21 protein-coding genes and 1 tRNA gene are annotated in these 19,567 nt (G+C 53.9%); 9 read left to right on the forward strand and 13 right to left on the reverse strand.

Annotated features, from left to right (window positions below; translation table 11 throughout):
• The first annotated feature begins 41 nt into the window (after window positions 1–41).
• Window positions 42–1,745 carry a methyl-accepting chemotaxis protein gene (locus PO881_RS11835; protein WP_137386044.1) on the forward strand — a complete coding sequence of 568 codons (1,704 nt, stop codon included), beginning with the start codon at window positions 42–44 and terminating at the stop codon, window positions 1,743–1,745.
• Between the two features lie 123 nt (window positions 1,746–1,868).
• Here the strand turns inward: PO881_RS11835 and dsrB are convergent, their stop codons facing one another.
• Together dsrB and PO881_RS11845 are read right to left on the reverse strand one after the other, a co-directional pair.
• On the reverse strand, window positions 1,869–2,063 hold the full coding sequence (gene dsrB / locus PO881_RS11840) for a protein DsrB (RefSeq protein WP_280171822.1): 195 nt from the start codon (window positions 2,061–2,063) through the stop codon (window positions 1,869–1,871).
• A 68-nt stretch (window positions 2,064–2,131) separates the two neighbouring features.
• Window positions 2,132–2,290, reverse strand: a complete 159-nt coding sequence (locus PO881_RS11845) for a YqaE/Pmp3 family membrane protein (protein WP_192411592.1) — start codon at window positions 2,288–2,290, stop codon at window positions 2,132–2,134.
• A gap of 313 nt (window positions 2,291–2,603) precedes the next feature.
• Here PO881_RS11845 and yodD point away from each other — a divergent pair, with 313 nt between their 5' ends.
• The 3 genes from yodD to PO881_RS11860 all read left to right on the forward strand — a co-directional run bounded on the left by yodD (window position 2,604) and on the right by PO881_RS11860 (window position 5,240).
• Window positions 2,604–2,837: a YodD family peroxide/acid resistance protein gene (gene yodD / locus PO881_RS11850; protein ID WP_280171823.1), complete on the forward strand. Its 234-nt coding sequence runs from the start codon at window positions 2,604–2,606 to the stop codon at window positions 2,835–2,837.
• 358 nt (window positions 2,838–3,195) lie between these two features.
• Entirely contained in the window at window positions 3,196–3,993 is a 798-nt protein-coding gene (locus PO881_RS11855; RefSeq protein WP_280172898.1) for a mannosyl-3-phosphoglycerate phosphatase-related protein, read from the forward strand.
• A gap of 26 nt (window positions 3,994–4,019) precedes the next feature.
• Window positions 4,020–5,240, forward strand: coding sequence for a glycosyl transferase (locus PO881_RS11860; RefSeq protein WP_101763945.1), 1,221 nt, complete (start codon window positions 4,020–4,022; stop codon window positions 5,238–5,240).
• A gap of 48 nt (window positions 5,241–5,288) precedes the next feature.
• On the opposite strand, the gene PO881_RS11865 is transcribed toward PO881_RS11860, so the two are convergent.
• From PO881_RS11865 to vsr, 5 genes are all read right to left on the reverse strand, one after another.
• Complete coding sequence (locus PO881_RS11865) at window positions 5,289–5,468, reverse strand: DUF2158 domain-containing protein (RefSeq protein WP_101763944.1); 180 nt, start codon at window positions 5,466–5,468, stop codon at window positions 5,289–5,291.
• Between the two features lie 182 nt (window positions 5,469–5,650).
• Entirely contained in the window at window positions 5,651–5,785 is a 135-nt protein-coding gene (locus PO881_RS11870; protein WP_255253243.1) for a hypothetical protein, read from the reverse strand.
• 44 nt (window positions 5,786–5,829) lie between these two features.
• Window positions 5,830–6,732 (reverse strand): DUF808 domain-containing protein, encoded by a 903-nt coding sequence (locus tag PO881_RS11875; RefSeq protein WP_101763943.1) that lies wholly within the window; start codon window positions 6,730–6,732, stop codon window positions 5,830–5,832.
• Window positions 6,733–6,746: 14 nt separating this feature from the next.
• A complete protein-coding gene (locus PO881_RS11880; protein WP_008105433.1) occupies window positions 6,747–7,019 on the reverse strand; it encodes a hypothetical protein in 273 nt (90 codons plus the stop codon).
• Window positions 7,020–7,089: 70 nt separating this feature from the next.
• Window positions 7,090–7,566: a DNA mismatch endonuclease Vsr gene (vsr, locus tag PO881_RS11885; RefSeq protein ID WP_101763942.1), complete on the reverse strand. Its 477-nt coding sequence runs from the start codon at window positions 7,564–7,566 to the stop codon at window positions 7,090–7,092.
• Window positions 7,567–7,694: 128 nt separating this feature from the next.
• Between vsr and dcm the strand changes: the two genes are divergently transcribed.
• Together dcm and PO881_RS11895 are read left to right on the forward strand one after the other, a co-directional pair.
• Window positions 7,695–9,086 (forward strand): DNA (cytosine-5-)-methyltransferase, encoded by a 1,392-nt coding sequence (gene dcm / locus PO881_RS11890; protein ID WP_222233626.1) that lies wholly within the window; start codon window positions 7,695–7,697, stop codon window positions 9,084–9,086.
• A 124-nt stretch (window positions 9,087–9,210) separates the two neighbouring features.
• Complete coding sequence (locus tag PO881_RS11895; protein WP_280171824.1) at window positions 9,211–10,803, forward strand: methyl-accepting chemotaxis protein; 1,593 nt, start codon at window positions 9,211–9,213, stop codon at window positions 10,801–10,803.
• Window positions 10,804–10,844: 41 nt separating this feature from the next.
• Here the strand turns inward: PO881_RS11895 and PO881_RS11900 are convergent, their stop codons facing one another.
• Window positions 10,845–11,093 carry a hypothetical protein gene (locus PO881_RS11900; protein ID WP_008105442.1) on the reverse strand — a complete coding sequence of 83 codons (249 nt, stop codon included), beginning with the start codon at window positions 11,091–11,093 and terminating at the stop codon, window positions 10,845–10,847.
• Between the two features lie 76 nt (window positions 11,094–11,169).
• Entirely contained in the window at window positions 11,170–11,868 is a 699-nt protein-coding gene (locus PO881_RS11905; RefSeq protein ID WP_280171825.1) for a phosphohydrolase, read from the reverse strand.
• Window positions 11,869–12,439: 571 nt separating this feature from the next.
• Between PO881_RS11905 and PO881_RS11910 the strand changes: the two genes are divergently transcribed.
• The 3 genes from PO881_RS11910 (at window position 12,440) to PO881_RS11920 (ending at window position 14,335) form a co-directional block, all read left to right on the forward strand.
• Window positions 12,440–13,114, forward strand: a complete 675-nt coding sequence (locus tag PO881_RS11910; RefSeq protein ID WP_101763938.1) for a hypothetical protein — start codon at window positions 12,440–12,442, stop codon at window positions 13,112–13,114.
• 265 nt (window positions 13,115–13,379) lie between these two features.
• Window positions 13,380–14,156, forward strand: a complete 777-nt coding sequence (gene mtfA / locus PO881_RS11915; RefSeq protein WP_101762794.1) for a DgsA anti-repressor MtfA — start codon at window positions 13,380–13,382, stop codon at window positions 14,154–14,156.
• Between the two features lie 103 nt (window positions 14,157–14,259).
• A tRNA-Asn gene (locus PO881_RS11920) sits at window positions 14,260–14,335 on the forward strand.
• A gap of 44 nt (window positions 14,336–14,379) precedes the next feature.
• On the opposite strand, the gene ybiX is transcribed toward PO881_RS11920, so the two are convergent.
• The 4 genes from ybiX to PO881_RS11940 form a co-directional block, all read right to left on the reverse strand.
• On the reverse strand, window positions 14,380–15,057 hold the full coding sequence (gene ybiX, locus PO881_RS11925) for a PKHD-type hydroxylase YbiX (RefSeq protein ID WP_222182793.1): 678 nt from the start codon (window positions 15,055–15,057) through the stop codon (window positions 14,380–14,382).
• A gap of 50 nt (window positions 15,058–15,107) precedes the next feature.
• Window positions 15,108–17,393 (reverse strand): catecholate siderophore receptor Fiu, encoded by a 2,286-nt coding sequence (locus PO881_RS11930; RefSeq protein ID WP_280171826.1) that lies wholly within the window; start codon window positions 17,391–17,393, stop codon window positions 15,108–15,110.
• Between the two features lie 352 nt (window positions 17,394–17,745).
• Window positions 17,746–17,913, reverse strand: coding sequence for a hypothetical protein (locus PO881_RS11935; RefSeq protein ID WP_167391193.1), 168 nt, complete (start codon window positions 17,911–17,913; stop codon window positions 17,746–17,748).
• 130 nt (window positions 17,914–18,043) lie between these two features.
• Window positions 18,044–19,456: an EmmdR/YeeO family multidrug/toxin efflux MATE transporter gene (locus tag PO881_RS11940; RefSeq protein WP_280171827.1), complete on the reverse strand. Its 1,413-nt coding sequence runs from the start codon at window positions 19,454–19,456 to the stop codon at window positions 18,044–18,046.
• Window positions 19,457–19,567: the final 111 nt, after the last annotated feature.

The raw sequence follows: 19,567 nt of genomic DNA on the forward strand, positions 1-19,567 counted from the left end.
ATGCTTATTCTCATAACACCTACCTACATGAGAGCAAGGATATGAAAACAGCATCGATTGATGAGCAATATAAGCTCAGCATCTGGCAGAACCTGCGCCTGATGCCTTTGTTCAGTATGATCTTTGGTGGCATTCTGCTGCTTTTTGCCCTGTGCATTGGACTCGCCAGCTACTTTTTGATTCAGAGTAATAATTCCCTAAACGATGCCACCGAAGAAATTCAAATTCGTATGGGCATCTCTAACAGTTCTAACCATCTGCGTACTGCGCGACTCAATGTGCTGCAATCCGGTGCCGCCGCGCGTATTGGTGAAATGGATGGTTATCGTGCCGATTTAGCGCGCACCGAGACGCGTATTAAACAAGCGCGCGAAGGTTTTAAACTCTATATGGATCGCAAGGCGAAAACGCCGGCGGATATTGCCCTCGATGAACCGCTGACCGCCAGCTTCAATGCCTATATTGATAAAGGTCTCAAACCGATGATTGAATCGGCCAAACAGGGCAGCTTCGAAGGCATTGTGGCGCAGGAAACTGACGTCACGCGCAAACTGGATGATGCCTACAACGCCGTGCTGCTGAAGGCGATTAAAATCCGTACTGACCGCGCTGAAGCGATTAATGCCGAAGCCGCGCATCAATCACGCATTGGCTTTATTGCTATGGCGGTGGCGTTTGCTGCCGCCTTGCTGCTGGTGCTGCTGACCTTCGTGTTCCTGCGTCGCGTGGTGATCACCCCGCTACGTCAGTCCGTTGATCGCATCGAGCGTATCGCGCAAGGCGATCTCACCGCGCCGGAACAAGCCTATGGCCGCAGCGAGATTGGTAGCTTGCTGCATAACCTGCAGCTAATGCAGGCCTCGCTGGTGCGTACCGTTGGTACGGTGCGAGAAGGCGCGGTGGCGATTTATCAGGGTTCCAGCGAGATTTCCGCCGGTAACACCGATCTCTCATCGCGTACTGAAGAGCAGGCCTCCGCGCTGGAACAAACCGCCGCCAGCATGGAGCAGCTCACCGCCACGGTGAAACAGAACGCCGAGAACGCCCATCACGCCAGCCAGCTGGCCGCCGATGCCTCAGGCAAAGCGCGCAGCGGTGGCGATCTGGTGAGCGGCGTGGTGCAAACCATGAACAACATCTCTGGCAGCTCGAAGAAGATTGCCGAGATCACCAACGTCATCAACAGCATCGCTTTCCAGACCAATATTCTGGCGCTGAATGCCGCGGTGGAAGCGGCGCGTGCCGGTGAGCAAGGCCGTGGCTTTGCCGTGGTGGCCAGCGAAGTGCGTAACCTGGCGCAACGCAGTGCGCAGGCGGCGAAAGAGATTGAAACGCTGATTGCTGAATCGGTGGGTTTGATCACCAACGGTTCACGCCAGGTCGGTGAAGCCGGTAATACCATGGGCGAGATTGTTGAAGCGGTGCGGCGCGTGACGGACATTATGGCGGAGATTGCCGCCGCGTCGGATGAGCAGAGCCGTGGCATCCAGCAGGTGAGCCTGGCGGTGACCGAGATGGATAACGTGACGCAGCAGAACGCCTCGCTGGTTGAGGAAGCCTCTTCGGCAGCGGCTTCGCTGGAAGATCAGGCCGGCAGATTGACGCAAGCGGTGGCGGTGTTCCGTTTGAATGACGCGCCGGTGGCGCACGTGGCTAAAGCGGCGCAGTCTGCGTTGCGTACGCCAAATCTGGCGCCACGTCCTGCATTGGCGACGTCAGGGAATGATAACTGGGAGACGTTTTGATTTGAGGTAGTGCGCGTTGTCCCTCACCCGGCCCTCTCCCACATATTGGCAAAGGAGTGGATGGTGCGCCGATCTTTCCCCTCTCCCGCTTGCGGGAGAGGGTTAAGGTGAGGGAAAAATCAATCAAGCCTCTTCATACGGCTCCACAAAAACCCCTTTAGCATGATCGCTTTCATTAAAGAACCAAATCCCCAGCGGGTAATCTTCTAACGCCACCAGATACATGATGCCTTCATTGAATGCTTCCACTGCCAGCACCGTACCCACACGGCGCGGGCCGCCGTCGGTTTTAACCGTAACGCGATCGTTCACCTTCATTGATTACTCTCCACAAATTGTCCTGCGACACAGTTTAACGGAAGATAATCAACACTGCCTGATCGCGATCAGCGTCGGGCGATAACCCACACCGCATGTATGATGCCCGGAATGTAGCCGCACAGCGTCAGCAGAATGTTGAGCCAGAAAGCCCCACCAAAACCGACTTGCAAGAATACGCCCAGTGGTGGAACCAAAATGGCGATGACAATACGTAAAAAGTCCATATTCACTCCCTGATATCACTTAACAATCAATCGCTAAGCATAGTCGCTGTTACGCACTGTGCACTTAAAGGCAGGTAAAACTCTGTCAAGATGCGCTTTTTCGCTTTCTTAACGTTTCGCAGAGAGACTTTTGACGCAGGCTGCTCGTACACTTCTCAGTACTGCACCAACCCCAAAGGCGCAGTCAACCTAAAAGTAACAAGGATTTTTGCCCGCGCAGCGCGGGCTTTTTTTTGCCTGCCATTTGCCCTCCGCGCCCTCTTTTCACCAACGACTATACTGGTATAGATCCGATTGCCTCCGGGAGGCCGCCATGACCACTGCAAAAGAGTACAGCGAGAGAGTTCAGCGCGAAGTGAATGTCGATGTTGATGCGTTGCTGGAAGCGATTCAGAAGAGAACGTCGGGCGAGGTAAAAGAGTTTATGGAAGCCGAAGACGCGCATCGCGTTACGGTAAATGGCGCAGCCTATGACTCTTACTCCGAGCTAGCGAAAGCTTTCGAACTCGACATTCGCGACTTCGCCAGCAGCGAAGTTAACCGCTGAAATCGATTTCAAAAAAATACCCGGCGGGATGGCCGGGTAAAGTAAATCAGTAAGTTCGTTACACCAGGGAATTCTTAACACCCTGTCAGATTACGCCTTAGTCTGATTAAGACAAGACTCATCCCTGCATGTAAATCGAACAATTTTGTATAAGCATTCATGTGAATCGTCCTACGCGCCGCGTCACTGCTGGTTTCAGCTGTGCACGAAATGTGCATCGCGCCTCCCGCCACGTTTGCCATTTAAGAATTATCCTGGATGTCGCTGGCCGGGTCGCGGAAAAAAGTGTGATCGCGATTCCGCTATTATACTGATTACTCTTCGCTTTACGGATGCCACTGGCGTAAGGAGTGTGATGATGCTGAGTCTTAACTCTTCCCTGATGATCATTACCGATCTCGATGGCTCATTGCTGGATCATCATGACTATAACTGGGATGCGGCCAGTGAATGGCTGGCGCGTCTGAAACAACATCAGATTCCGCTGGTGATTTGTTCCAGCAAAACGGCGGCCGAGATTATTCCGCTACAAAAGAAGTTAGGCATTGTCGGTGCACCCTTTATTGCTGAAAACGGTGCGCGCGTGGTATTGGGCGGTGAACATACACCGCCGATCGAAACCAGCGCCAGCTATCATGCGCTGTGCCAGACGCTGCAGGCGTTGCAGGCACGATTTCGCTTCAACGGCTTTCATGAATTTAGTGATGCCGAAGTCGCACGTTTTACCGGTTTAACCCTTGCCGAAGCCAGCCAAAGCCGCCTGCGCGAAGCGTCGGAAGTGGTGTTGTGGCGCGATGACGAACAGCGTCTACCGGAATTCCGCGCGGCGCTGGCCGAACACAATCTGGCATTAACTCAGGGCGGGCGTTTCTGGCATGTGATGCCCGCCGGCGCCGGCAAAGGTATCGCGCTGGCAGACATTCAGCAGCATCTCGCCGCGCAGGAAGGAGAAGCGCGCACCACACTCGGCTTGGGCGATGGTCCCAACGATGTGCCGATGCTGGAGCGCGTTGATTATGCCGTGGTGATAAAAGGCTTCAGTAAAACGCCGGTGGCGTTGCAACGCACCGATACTGAGAACGTTTACCACACCGCGCACGTCGGTCCGCAGGGCTGGCGTGAAGGTCTGGACTATTTTCTTGCGCCGAATGAGTAACGGCCTTTAACCAAAAGGATGAGACGATGAGTGATTTTTACCAGAATGGTGTCATTACTAATTTCCATAATCTCACCCACCGCAGCGTCGAATCGCTGGAAAAAGAGATGGTGCGCTTCTCACGCAAACGCAAAATGGGGCTGATATTGCCGTCGCTGTTCTCGGAACTGGAAGGCCCGGCGCTGGATAATATCGTTAACGAACTGGCGAAGGTACCTTACCTGGAGGAGATTGTGATTGGCCTCGACCGCGCCGATCGCGACCAGTTTCTGTTTGCGCGTGAGTTCTTCTCCCGCCTGCCGCAGCGCCATCGCATTTTATGGAATGACGGGCCGCGCCTGAAAGCGCTGGATGCCGAACTGGATAAAGAGGGTTTATCGCCGAGCCAACCCGGCAAAGGGCGTAATGTGTGGTTCTGTACTGGCTACACGCTGGCTTCCGACCGCACTCAGTGCGTGGCGCTGCACGACTGCGATATCGTCACCTATGAACGCGGCATGCTGGCGCGTTTGCTCTATCCGCTGGCCAATCCGTCGTTTCAGTATGAGTTCTGCAAAGGTTTCTACGCGCGCGTCGCCGACGGCAAGCTGAATGGCCGCGTTGGGCGTTTGCTGGTCGGTCCGCTGCTGCGCTCCTTGCAGAAAGTCTACGGTCACTCGGAATATCTCGATTACCTCACCAGCTTCCGCTATCCGCTCTCTGGCGAGTTTGCCATGCGCACGCATGTGCTCAACGGCATCAAGATTCCCGGCGATTGGGGATTAGAGATTGGCGTGCTGTCGGAGATTTATCGTAACTACACCACGCGTCAGACCTGCCAGGTTGAGATCGCCGATAACTACGACCACAAGCATCAGCCGCTGGCCGAAGATGATGGTACCGGCGGATTGAAACGCATGAGCAATGACATCGTTCAGTCGCTGCTGCGTAAGCTGGCCACCATGGGCGTGCCGCTCACCAGCGATTCGTTCCGGGTGTTGAAAGCCACTTACTACCGTAATGCGCTGGACATGATGGAGATCTACAACCACGAAGCCACCATGAACGGCCTCAAGTTTGATCAGCACATTGAGGAAGCGGCGGTAGAAATGTTCACTCAGGCGATTCTCGATGCCGGACAAGCCTTTATTGAGCGTCCGAATGAGAAACCCTTTATTCCCAGCTGGAGCCGCGTGCAATCTGCTTTTCCGGATATTCTGCAGCGTATTTATCAGGCGGTGGAAGAGGATAACGACGGCAAGGTGTAATGCAGGGTTGAACCACATTCGGGACGACGGGCATCGTCCCGAATGTCTTTAACTGGCCAGCTGTTGCGCGCTCGATACGTGACTGAGTTCATCACTGCGAAACGCCTCACGTCGCACGCTGTAACCATCATACCAACGACACTCTACCATTCCGCTGGCATAGCCGGTGACCACCATGGTGGGTCCGCCCTGTTTGTGCTGAACTTCGTCACTGATTGCAAAGATCATACCGCACCTCCCTCTTTCATCGTTAAATGACCGAATTTAGGTATAGCAGCTGTGACCGATTTTTTCCTATACGATTAATCTATTACTGCTACTAAATCAGAATAAGCAGTTAAAAACTCTGTAAATAAAAAAAGCCGACAAAATTTATTGTCGGCTTTGATAGCACGTCCTGGACAGGAAAATTAGATTTTGCAGCCTTCGCAATCCGCTTCGTCGCTGATATCCGCAGGCACTTCGTTGGCTTTTTCTGCCGCTTTGGCTTCAGCCTGTTCCAGCTGTGCATCGATATCAAATTCAAACATATCGTCGTTCATCATCGTTCTCCTGACCGTGATTAAAAATTTACAGCGCTTTATAACTGCTAGCCGCGCAGCTTAGCAATCAGATTTACGCCCAACAGCACGATCGACCCAATGATAAAGCCGATCACCAAATTGGCGCCGTTGCTCAGCAGTGCCGAGACCAAACCGTTAAATCCGGCGCTGTATTCTGTAATAGCGTGATGTAGCGGCGTGATGCCGTGCACCACAATGCCGCCACCAACCAAAAACATCGCCAGCGTGCCGACTAACGTTAAGGCTTTCATTAACCAGGGGGCAAAGGCCAGCAATACGCCGCCAATGGCCTGCGCGACCGTGGAAGATTTCTCTTTTAACCAAAAGCCCAAATCGTCAATTTTAACAATCATCGCCACGATGCCGTACACGCCAATGGTCACCAGAATGGCGACACCGGCGAGAATCAGCACCTGATTCAGCAGCGGCGCCTCTGAGACGATGCCCAGCGTGATGGCGACAATCTCCGCCGAGAGGATAAAGTCAGTGCGCACTGCGCCTTTTACTTTGTCCTTTTCAAACGCCCGCGGATCCTGCTGCGCCAGTTTGTCGAGACGCTGCTGACGCGCCTCCGGACTCTGCTCGGCCTTATCGTGATTGAGGCTATGCAGCACTTTCTCCACGCCTTCGTAGCAGAGATAGGCACCGCCAATCATCAGCAGCGGCGTAATCAACCAGGGCGCAAACGCCGAGATCAATAACGCCAGCGGCACCAGAATGAATTTATTAAGAAAGGAGCCTTTTGCAACGCTCCATACAACGGGCAATTCACGGTTGGCTTTGACACCGCTAACCTGCTGCGCATTCAGCGACAGATCGTCACCCAATACGCCTGCGGTCTTCTTTGCCGCAACTTTGCCCATGACCGAGATATCGTCGAGCAGTGTTGCAATATCATCCAGAAGGGTGAGTAAACTGGTTCCTGCCAAAGTGGTATTCCTTATTATTCCGGTTCGTGATCCTGACAACAGGGGCAACGCTCAATCGCCGTTACTGACATATCGGCGATGCCCGCACAGTCCCATTCGACGCGTAACGGCCCCGTCAGATCCCCGGCGTGCAAATACTTGCTCACTGGACTTTCCGTCATGCCGCTGATCTCTTCGGTGGCTACCAGCCGGTCGCCAAGATAAATGCGCGCCGTGGCTTGGGTTGTCACCATCCGCTCATCGCGGAGTTGATACAGGCGCTTAACGGTAAGTTTGATGCTGCTCATGGCTCAATTCCGCGTCCCAGAGAAAAGGGAGATCTAAACTGTTATAGCGGCTAAAAGCAACAATCTCGCACTATTCAACGCGATAGTGATGCAAGCCCTGATGGTCGATTTCGCTGCTGTCGGTTGCGGCCAGCAGCCACTCTTCTAAACGTTCAATCAGCGCACTGTCCTGCAGCTGCAGTTTGCCGCGCAGCGCGCACTCCCAAACAATCAGTACTTTCCAACCTCCTTCGCGCAGTTGTTCGACGTAACGCCGGTCGCGCTCAACGTTACTGTTAATTTTGCCACTCCAGAATTCGGTGCGCGTGGCCGGCATTTTGAATAAGTAGCAGTGATGTCGATGCCAGAAGCAGCCATGAACAAAGATAATCGCTTTCTCGGCGGGCAGGACAAAATCCGGGCGGCCCGGTAGCGCTTTATCCTGTACGCGATAGGTGAAGCCGCGATCTTTGAGAATCAACGCAATACGCTGTTCAATCGCGGTATCCTGATTGCGAATCGCGCGCATGTTTTTGCTGCGAATGGCTTGCGAGTGAACGTCTGCCATGGCGTCTCCTTGTATTAGCGCTTCTACAACTTTAGCGGTTTAAGCCAAAAGCGAAAGCACACCGCACGCCAATTTCCTCGTTGCGTGATGAGTGTTAGCATAGCCGCTTCACTGTTAAGGAAAAACGCATGCTCGCTATCGACCCCGTCTCGCCCTCCCCGTTAACCGCCGATCAGGATGATGCGACGTCGCTGTTACTGCAGGTGCTCGATATCTATGCCGCACGCGATGTGGTTATCACCTTAACTGAAGCCGGTGGCCGCGACTGGAGCGTGCCGCGTTTGAATCGCATCCGCGCCGGTAAAAGTGCCGCGCCGGCGCTCTCCAGCCGCGAAGTGGCCAGCCTGCAGGCTTTGCTGCCGCAGCGTCCGGCGCATTATGACGACGCCAAATTCCAGTTTGTCGATCTGTTTGCCGGTATCGGCGGCATTCGCCGTGGCTTCGAGCAGATTGGCGGTCAATGCGTGTTCACCAGCGAATGGAATAAAGAAGCGGTGCGCACCTATAAAGCCAATCTGTATAGCGATCCACAGTTGCATCACTTCAACAGTGATATTCGTCTGGTAACGCAGCCCGCGGGCATCAGCGATGAGCAGGCAATTTATCAGCATATCGATCGCACCATTCCCGATCATCAGGTGCTGCTGGCCGGTTTTCCTTGTCAGCCCTTCTCGCTGGCGGGCGTGAGCAAGAAGAATGCGTTGGGTCGCGCGCACGGTTTTGAGTGCGAAGCGCAAGGCACGCTGTTCTTCGATGTGGCGCGCATTCTCGCCGCCAAGAAGCCGCCGTTCTTCGTGCTGGAGAACGTGAAAAACCTCAAGAGTCACGATAAAGGCCGCACCTTCGCCATCATCATGGCCACGCTGGATGAACTCGGTTATGACGTGGCCGATGCCAATGACGGTGGTTTGCCGGATGCGAAAATTATCGATGCGCGCCATTTCCTGCCGCAGCATCGTGAGCGCATCGTGCTGGTGGGCATTCGCCGTGATAGCGGGCTCAGTAACGGTTTTTCGTTGCGCGCCCTGCCCGCGCTCTATCCGCAAAAGGTGCCGTCGTTACACAGCCTGCTGGAACCCGAGCCAGAAGCAAAATATACGCTGTCGCCAACGCTGTGGAACTATCTGTATCAATACGCGAAAAAGCATAAAGCCAAAGGTAACGGCTTCGGCTTTGGCCTTAACGATCCGCGTAATCTGAACATTTGCGTGCGTACTTTATCGGCGCGCTACTACAAAGATGGTTCGGAAATCCTCATCGATCGCGGCTGGGACCACGCGCAAGGCGAAGCGGATTTCCAGCAGGCGGAGAATATGGCGCGCCGTCCGCGTCGTTTAACCCCGCGAGAATGTGCCCGCCTGATGGGTTTTGAAGCGCCGGGCGAGGCCAAACTGCGCATTCCGGTTTCCGATACGCAGGCCTACAAGCAGTTCGGCAACTCGGTAGTGGTGCCGGTATTTGCTGCGGTGGCGCAACTGTTATTGCCGCTGATTGAACAGTATGCCGCGCAAAAGGCGTAGCGATTCAGGACCACAATTTTATTTAGGGCCGCGCTTTATGCTGTTTTCCGCCTAATCGCGCCCGCTGTCACCAAACTGTCACGCGTGCTGCCAATACTCCTGTTTTATTTTTTGGAGGCGTGTGATGTCACTCCTGTCTGTTATCACTCTGCCGCTGCGGTTACGCGCGCGGTTCTCCCCGCGTATTCCGCTGTGGCTCACCAGTTTACGTAGCCAGTTTTTGCTGTTCATTGCGCTGTTCTGCTTGCTGCAGTTTGCCGGCGTGCTGCTACTGAACACCCACGTTAACCAGACGCAGATCTCGTTGCAGCAGGCGAATCAACTGCGCGAACGTCTGGCCCTGCTGGATAAAGCGCGCATCGAACTGCTCACCGCCAGTGATAACAGCCATCGCGCCGGTATTTATCTGATGCAGGATCAACAAAGTGGCTCGGTGAATAGCTGGAAAAGTCTGGCGGCGGCAGCCGATGACTCGTTGAAGCATGCGCAACAACAGTTCACCGCCTACCACGCCCATGCGGATAGTCCGCTGGCGCAAGGCTTCGCCATGCTGGCAGCAGGATTGCAGGAGCAGCTGAAAGGATTAGCGGCCAACGACATCAACGCCTTTTTTATGGTGCCGATGCAGGCATTTCAACAGCAGTTTAATGATGCCTGGTTCAGTGAAATCGAGCAGGCCAATCAGCAGCTCAGCAGCGTGAATCAAAACACCCTCAGCACCTTGAAGCAGAGCCGCAATCTGTCGCTGATGGTCAGCGCGGTGCTGATGGCGCTGTTAGTGCTGGCGTCCAGCCTGCTGATGCGCGGCGTATTGTTGCCGCTGCGTCGCGCGAATGCGCAGCTGGAACAGATCGCCACCGGTGATCTGGTCGATGCGCAAAACCTTCCGCGTCGTCAGTCGCTGGAAACGCGCCAGCTGTTCCAGTCAATTGAGACCATGCGACGCGGCTTGCAGCAGATTGTGCGCGACATCAACACGGTGGCGGTCAGCGTGGCCGCCGGCGCAGAAGATATGCAACAGCATAATGAGAAAGTGATGCAGCAACACCAGCAGCAAAATGCCAGCTTCCATCATCTGTCGCAGCGCTTAGATCGCGTTTCTGAAGAGGTGGAGATTGGTGCCCAGTTCTCGCAGCAGGCGACGCAGGAAGCGCAATCTGCCGATGCGTTGATGCGTAACTGCGCACTGGAAGTCGATAAGATGGAAACCCAGATGCAGCAGATCGTCACCGCGTCGGATGACATCGCCGGGATTGTTGGCATGCTGGATGACTTGTCGATGCAGACGCGTTTGTTGTCGCTAAATGCCGCGATCGAGTCGGCACATGCCGGCGCTTACGGCCGCAGCTTCTCGGTGGTCGCCAAAGAGATGGGTTTGCTCTCGCAGCAAAGCGGTGCCTCGACGCGCCAGATTGACGGATTGATTCAGCATACGCAGCAACATGTGCATGCTGGCTTCGATAAGGTGAAAGCGCTGGAGGTGCTGTTCGCGCAGATCAGCAGCGCGGTGTCTGGCGTGGTGACGCAGCTGAACGAGCTGCAGCACAACAGTGCTGCGCAGAGTCATCGGGTAAAAAAGATTGCGCTGGAAGTGGTGGAGATGAGCGGACAGCTGCAGCAGAACGAAGCGCTGAACGCCCATCAGGTGCAATCGGCAGTGCAATTGCGCGCCTTATCGGACCGCCTGGCCCAGCGCGCGCAGCAGTTCCGTATTTAATCTGCAGGCATAAAAAAACCCGTCAGTGACGGGTTTTCTGCTTATTTCTTCTTCTTACTTTTCTTCAGCAGCGCACGTATCTGCTTCAGTTCCGCAGCGGAGAGCTGATCTTCCACCGCTTCCTGAGTATCCAGACTATCAATGGCCGGTTGCGCACCCGCATCTAAACTGGCCTGCAGGCGATTAACGATCTCCTGACTCATGGAGATTTGGTTATCGGCGGCTAACTGTTTGATGTGCTCTTTCAGTGCCGGGTCAATTTTGATGGTTAAGTTAACGGTCTCGGTCATTTTCATACTCCCTTTTGATTTACAACAACGTAGCGGAAGCAGATGAAAGTTAACAGACTGTCATAAAAATTTAATATTACGAGTGTATAGGGCTGAAATCTCTTAACACCGACTCATCGATGGAGGTCAAATTGCCCTGCAGCTCGGCGCAAAGTTTGCCCATGTAGTGGACGAGAAAATCGGCGTTATGTTCCGCCAACAGGCGTCCAGCTTCGGTTTGCATGGTTTGCGGTAAACCCAATAGCTTTTTCTGGAAGTGATCCAAGGTCCACTTCACATCATCCAGTTCGCGATCCTTTCCTAACGGATCTTCGCTATCAAACAGCGGACGACCTAACGCGCCCGCCGTATAGAAAACGCGCGCCAGGCCGATAGCACCTAATGATTCGAGACGATCGGCATCCTGCACGATTTTCGCTTCCAGCGTTTGCGGCGCGATACACGCACTAAAGCTGTGAGCCTGCACCGCGTGCGCAACGGCATCCAGCCGTTCGAATGGGAAGTCGGGGAAATCTTGCTGCAGTATGCGGCGCGTCTCTTCGGCGGCATAAGTTGACGCTAAATGACGTTCGGGATGGTTTTTCGGCAGGTTGACCACATCGTGAAAATAGCAGGCGGTCATCACGACCATAGGATCGGCGTCGCTGTGCTGCATGATGCGCTTAGCACTCATCCAGACGCGGCGCAGGTGCGCGATATCGTGGGCTTTGTCGTCGTGCAGCCAGTTGAGCTGCAGCCAATTCTCGTAGCGTTGTTGCCAGTGAGTAAGTGACATCGTGCTTCTCCTGTTATTGCTGTTATCTACGTTCCTGCGGACATCATAGCGGCCTGGTCATGACACTTTTTTTACATCCGTCCAGCCGGTGCCAGCCGTAAAAAATGAGATCCCGATCTTGTTATAACGCTGTTAACGCCGCTTGCACAGCAGCCATTGCGATTTCGGTATTTCCTTAGTGCGTTTTAGTTAAATAACTCTGTTCAATAGGTTTAATATATTCGCGTCATCAACAAATTTCGCTTTAGGGATAAATTCCAGTTATCTATGCTGATAAATGGGGCTTCTTAGAGGCAGATCAACACGGCATAATCTGAAAAGGTTCCCATAATGGCCTTTATAACGTACTGTATCTGGAAAATTTATGGCTTCTGATCCCTTGCAAAATCCTTTTCAGCACACATTTTGCTTATGAACCATTTTTTACATCTAAAATTGCCAGAATAGCCTGATACTAAGTCGACAAATTATTAAGCAAACTGATTCAAACCCATTATGCTAGCTCTCACATCTACGGATGTTAGGGGATTCTTCGCAGTTTCCGGGTTTGTGACACATTAAGAGGTATGCAATGAAAGAACGGCCGATTCTTTTTTCCGAACAGCGGGTACGCGCCCTGCTGGTTGGCCAGCAAACGCAGACCCGGCGCATTATGAAAACTCAAGCCTTTGGTCCGGGTCAGGATCATCATGAAGGCGTACACGCATTTGATGTCAGTGCCAATCATCTGCACGGCTATAAATTGATGTCGATGACCGATGTCAGTTCGCACTGCCCATTTGGTCAGGCGGGCGATGGTTTGTGGGTACGTGAAACCTGGCGCGGCCCGATCGTGCCGGAGGCGATGCTGGCGGATTACGAACGCGATCCTCTGCCGTTCCGCAATGCGGCTTACTGCCAATATCGCGCTGACAGCAATGAATTAGGACAGCTGGATGAGAATATGCAGAATGCCGAGCAGTTTGGCTGGCAAACCGCGATTCATATGCCGCGCTGGGCCAGCCGCATCGACCTGCAAATCACCTCGGTGCGAGCCGAGAAGATTCAGGACATTAGTGAAGATGACATCATGGCGGAAGGCGTGCAGACCGATTCGCACTTCCTGAATAACTTCTTCACCATGAATATGAATTCAGAATCGCCAAAAGAAGCGTACCGCAAAGCGTGGCAGAAACAGTACGGCGCCACCAGCTGGGAAGTGAACCCGTGGGTTTGGGTGATCGCGTTCCAGCGGGTTGAACGATAAGACGTCCCCTCCCCCTAACCCTCTCCCGCAAGCGGGCGAGGGAACCGTTCTTAGCGATGTAGAAGTTTGGGGGATCACGTGAAGATTTGCACAGTAAGCTCCCTCTCCCGCCTGCGGGTGAGGGCAAACTTACTTTCCCGCTTTGCCACGCCAATCACAGACAAATCCCCCATTAACTGGTTGAATCTCCGGCTTTGATTCCGCGCTGGTAATTTCCCCTTTGCCGCGCCAGGATACTGTTTTCGTCTGAAGAGTGAGTGACGCAATGTTCAAATGGCCGTGGCATGCGCAAATAGAGACTTCAGTACTGGCGCTGCCCTGGCAACAGGCGCTGGCGCAGCCGATCTTTTCACTGCTCGATCCTGATGAAAAAACCGCGCTGGTTACGCTGGCGCAACGCTTCCTGCAGCAGAAAAAAATCTCGCCGCTGCAAGGCCTGCAACTTGATGAACTGTTACTAACGCGTCTGGCGCTGCTGTTCTGTTTGCCAGTGTTGAAGCTCGGTCTCGAATGGCTTGATGGCTTTCATGAAGTGCTGATCTATCCTGAACCTTTCAATGTCGACGATCGCTGGGAAGATGATAACGGCCTGGTGCATCACGCGCCGGCGGTGCACGCTGGACAAAGCTGGACGCAAGGTCCGGTGGTGCTGAATGCGCTGGATATTCAGGATTCGCTCGATCTCTCCGGCTTTAACCTGGTGATCCACGAAGTGGCGCATAAACTTGATGCGCGCGGCAGCGGCTATACCAGCGGCATTCCGGTGATGGCGCTGCGCGATGTCGCCAGCTGGGAGAAAGATCTGCTGCAGGCAATGGCGGAGATTGAAGCGGAAGTTGAATTAGTCGGTGAACAAGCGGCGACCATCGATCCTTACGCCGCCAGCGATGCGGCTGAATGTTTTGCGGTGTTATCGGAGTATTTCTTTAGCGCACCGGATTTACTGGCTAACCGTTTCCCGGCGATGTATCGCCATCTGCAGCAGTTCTATCGTCAGGATCCCCTGGCGCGACTGGCGATGCTAACAGCAGAACCTGCTTAAATCGCGATCGCTTTGTACTAATGCTAGCCAGTTGAATACAAATGTGTTTTAAGCTGTTGACACCTGCAAGGGGCGCCATTAATATTCGCCTCGTTCACACGATTCCTCTGTAGTTCAGTCGGTAGAACGGCGGACTGTTAATCCGTATGTCACTGGTTCGAGTCCAGTCAGAGGAGCCATATTTAGAGAAGCCCGCTTAGGAAACTAAGCGGGCTTTTTGCTTTTACACTTCCGTCCAGCCGCGTAGCAGGTTGTGATACATGTTCAGCAGCGACAACAGCTCTGGGCTATCACCGTGACGCGCTTTGAGGCTTTGAATATTGCGATCCAGCTCGAACAGCATGGCGCGCTGTTTATCGTCGCGCACCATCGACTGAATCCACAGGAAAGAAGCGACGCGCGCACCCTGGGTAACCGGCGTGACGCAATGCAGGCTGCTCGACGGATACAGCACCAGATGGCCCGCTGGCAGTTTCACCTTGTGCTGACCATACGTGTCTTCAATCACCAACTCACCACCTTGGTAGCTTTCAGGTTCGCTGAGGAACAGCGTGGCGGAGAGATCGGTTCGCATCCAGCCCGCCGCGCCGTTATGGCGTACCGCGCCATCGACATGAAAACCGTAGGTTTCGCCCTGCTCATAACGGTTAAACAGCGGTGTGGAAATCGATCGTGGTAATGCAGCGGAAAAGAACAGCGGGTTGTTGTTCAGGGCCTGCATCACCGCGGTTTGCAGCTGATCGTACAGTGGCGTGCGGGTATCGATCTGCTGATTGTTTTTCACCGTCGCGCCCTGGCTGCCGACCGTCGCCCTTCCGTCGATCCATTCGGCCTGTTGCAGCAGCGTGCTAAAACTCGCTACCTCTTCCGGCGTCAGTACAGCAGGAATGTGATACATCATCGCGTTGTTCTCTCAAAAATTGTGGGGCGCGCACGCCCCACGACGTTAACTTAGAAATGCACGTTTGCCGTCAGCAGGAAAGTCCGTGGCTCGCCTGGATGGTAGCGATAACCGCTCTTATTGATTGACGCAACATAGTTGGTATCAAACAGGTTGTACACGTTGAGCTGCAGATCGAGGTTGTTGTTCACCTTGTAGCCCAATTTGGCATCGGCGACCCAATAACCTTCGGTGTGATCCGGCGTACCGACCGCACCATCGCTGCCGCGACGCAGACTGCCCACATAACGCGCACCGGCACCGACTGAAATCGCATCGGTTGCCTGATAGTTGGTCCACAGCGTAAAGGCGTGCTTCGGCGTGTAAGCCAGCGCAGAAGATCCATCCTGCGATACGCTATCTCCTTCGGTCACTGACGCATGCTGCAGGGTATAGCCGGCGATCACTTCCCAATCTGGCGTGATGTTGCCAGTAGCTGAGAGCTCATAGCCTTCCACACGTTTTTTACCGGCTTGCGAATAGGTGCCGTCGTCATTAGCGGTGACTTCATTTTCAATATCGGTACGGAACAGCGCCGCATTCAGCAACAGACGTTTATCCAGCACCTGCCATTTGGTGCCCACTTCGCTGGACTTGGCTTTCTGCGGTTTGAAGTCGGTGCGGTTGGCGCTGTTGCCGGTGCCACCTGCGGCCAGTGCAAAACTGCTGCCACCTGGCGGTTGCTGAGAAATGGCATAGTTAACATAGACGTTGCCCTGCTCGGTCAGACGATAAAGCGCACCGGCTTTCCAGTTCACCAGATTGCCCGATTTCGCGGTATCCACGGTAGTAACCGGCGTATTGCGCGGCACGCCAGCTGGGCACGTCAACGCACCGCGTCCGGTGCCGCCACAGGCGGTCGCGCTGTCATACTCGGTGTGATAGTTATCGAGACGAATGCCGCCGTTCAGCTCAAAACTTTTGGTTATCGCGAGCGTATCAAAGGCGTAAATGCCTGCGGTATCGGTTTGCCCGTTAGCATTGGCACCATTCCTGTCCAATCCACCCACCGAAATGCTGCTGATAGGATGGTAGATATTAACCGATGGCGGCGTAATCGCATTGACGCCGTAGTTGGTTTGATTTTCACGCGTAAACTCCACGCCCGCGCTGACATCGTGCCCAACCGAACCGGTGTAAAACTTCGAGGTGATGTTGGTTTGGTTGGAGAGAATGCGGTTGCTGGTGTCTTTGGTGTTCGCCAGGCGCGACCAGCTCCAGCTATTCACATCGTTCGGGTTTGGCGCAGTGATATTGGTGGCGCCGCCCATCACCGCCGTCAGCAGATATTCCTGCTTCACGCGCGACCAACGTGTGGTATTGCGGATGGTGGTGCTGTCGTTGATATCGTGCTCAAAGCGTATGGTGGCGCTGTCGGTGGTCGATTTATCAAAGTCAGAATCGGTGCCGTAATAGTTACTGGTCGCGACTTTGCCAGAATTGTTCAGTGCCGATGTCGCCGCATTTGGCGCCGAATAGCCCGGCAGGCCAATGGTTGGAATGCCGCCATCGGGCGTATTGTTTTGATGCACATGCAGATAGTTGAGGTACAAGCGCGTTGCAGTATCCAGACCCAACGCCAGCGATGGCGCCACGCCATAACGCTCGTTCTGCACGTTATCACGCGCCGCATCGTGAGTTTTCTCACCCATCAGATTGAGGCGGAACGCGGCGTTGTCATTGATCGCCTGGTTGTAATCCAGCGTGCCGCGACGCATCCACGCGCTGCCAACGCTGACTGAGGCGTCGAGCCCGGTATCGAGGCGCGGCTGTTTGCTGATCATATTAATCGAACCTGACGGCGCGCTGCGTCCGTAATCGGTGCCCGATGGCCCTTTAATCACTTCAACCTGCTGAGTGTTGAAGGTATCGCGCGTCACGCTACCAATATCGCGAATACCATCAACGTAAATGCTGTTGGAGGTATCAATGCCACGCATATACACCGCATCACCGGTAGTAGAACTGCCGTTTTCCCCCGCATAGAACGCGCCCACGCCCGGCACGTTTTTCAGCGCGTCGGTAAGATTGGTTACGCCCTGATCTTTAATCACCTGATCCGGAATCACCGTCATGGTGCGGGTGGTATCCACCAGCGGACGATTGAATTTCGGATCGGCAGATGCGTTGGGGGCATACAGCGATGGCGTATGCGCTTCAACCACTAAGGTATCGTCAGATTTTTTGTTGGCATTTTCTGCCGCTAATGCGGCAGCAGGAGAAATACCAATGCAAAGCCCGGTGAACAAGGTCAGGGAATTGAAGCTGCCAAACGGCAGGTTGCGATTTTTATCCATTTTTAAGGGAGTGAGTTTCTTGTAATGATTGACGCGCACATCACATCAGCGGAGGGCCTGGCGCAGAAGCATTCCGGCGGCAAGGCGTTGAGCTGGCGTGACACCTAAATGATAACGCCAATGGTTATCATTTACTTTTCTATCTTACACGCACGCCGCGAGTTAGGAATACATTTCTTTACGAGAAAATTACGGAATCAAGACAATTGATAGAGAGTGTGAAAATCTGATGAATTTTTTTGAACGAAGGGTCAAATTTCAGGCATAAAAAACCCGCTGGCTAGAGCGGGTTCTTTATTCAACAGCGCACAGCTCATTCCAGTAGCTGTAGCGGATGACATGGTGCAGGCGCTCATCTCTCATAGTAACGATACACCGAAGGATGGAACTCAACACCGTACAGCTGGCTGATGGGAATCAGAAGGTCGATATGATTACTGAGATCGAATTCGCGCTCTTCTGCGGGTCCAGTCTCGCCATTGATCAGTTGGTTGAACCACTGCTGCAAGAGGTGTTTCATTGTCAGCTTCTCCACAAATGATTGACGCTGACAGTAAACCGTATTCTCTCCTATAACCAAACCGATTAGTTGTGCGCTTCTTTGCCAATTAATGCATATGTAAAGCCCACAATGGGGACCAGCCAATACCCTATCCCCTGCTCTTCGCCATCATCTTGCGGTAATTGTTCAGCCATTTGCCGCTGTTGAGTCGCCACCAGAAAAATACGCCGCGCACCGTCCAGTCGAGGAACATGCCGAGCCACACGCCTATCACGCCCATTCCCAATACAATCCCAAGGAAATAACCGGCTACGACGCGGGCGCCCCACATGCTAAACATGGACACATACATGGTGTAACGCGCATCGCGCGCGCCTTTCAGGCTGGCGGGCAGCACCCATGAAGCGGTCCAGATCGGCATAAAGGCGGCATTCAGCCAAATCAAATGCTTGGTAACTGAAATGACTTCCGGATCGCGGCTGTAAAACTGCGCGAGTGTTCCGGCGAGCGGCACGGTGATCAGCGCCAGCGAACACAATCCAATCATCGCCAGCCAGAAAACGTGTTTGATTTGCCGTTCAGCCTGCATCACCTGATTCAGTCCCAACCTGCGGCCGGTAATAATGGTCGACGCCGATCCCAGCGCGTTACCCGGCAGGTTAATCAGCGAAGCAATCGAGAAGGCGATAAAGTTACCGGCGATCTCATTGGTACCCATGCCAGCGACAAAAATCTGCGTGAGCAGCTTACCGCCGTTAAACAGTACCGATTCAATACTGGCGGGCACGCCAATGCCCAACACTTCCATCAGAATATTGCGATCCCAGCGCCGGAAATAGCTGGTGATGGAGATTTTCAGGGCTGGCGTAATGCCGCGATACAGCACGTAAATCGCCGCCGCCGCACCAATATAGCGCGAAATGGTTAAGCCCAATCCGGCACCAACAAAGCCCAGCCCTTCCCAACCGAGGCAGCCGTAAATCAGCACGCTACTGATCACGATGTTGAGAATGTTCATGCCGCCGTTGATCAGCATCGGGATTTTAGTATTGCCCGCGCCACGCAGCGCGCCGCTGCCAATCAGCGCAATTGCCGCTGCGGGATAGCTCCACGCCGAGGTTTGCAGATAGCTCAGCGCCAGCTCTTTCACTTTGGGATCGGCGCTGCCGGCAATCACATCAATGATCAGATGCCCCCAAAACTCGATGGCGATCACCAGCACAAACGCCAGCGCGGTCATCAATCCCAGCGACTGTCTGGTGGCGGCTCGCGCACGTTTGCCGTTGCGTTTCGCCAGGCTGAACGCCACCACCACAGTGGTGCCGAGATCGATGGCGGCAAAGAAGGAGATGATCACCATGTTGAAGCTGTCGGCCAAACCGACGCCCGCCATCGCTTCTTTACCCAGCCAGCTCACCAAAAAGGTACTGAGGACGCCCATCAGCATCACGCAGAGGTTTTCGATAAAGATGGGCACGGCTAATGGGGTGATTTCTCGCCAGAACAACGTACGGTAAGCGCGGCGCTTGGGATACCACGCCGTGTTTCTGACCGCCCGCATCACTGCTACGCCAGGATTTTGCAAGGGATTACCAAATCACTTTGGAGAGGAAGAAGAGTAATAATGATGATAGGCCACTAAGAATTATGCAAAGTGTTTCCCCTCACCATT

Origin of the sequence: Pantoea sp. SS70, from assembly GCF_029866845.1 — a bacterium.
In the GTDB taxonomy this organism is placed as follows: Bacteria; Pseudomonadota; Gammaproteobacteria; order Enterobacterales; family Enterobacteriaceae; genus Pantoea; species Pantoea leporis.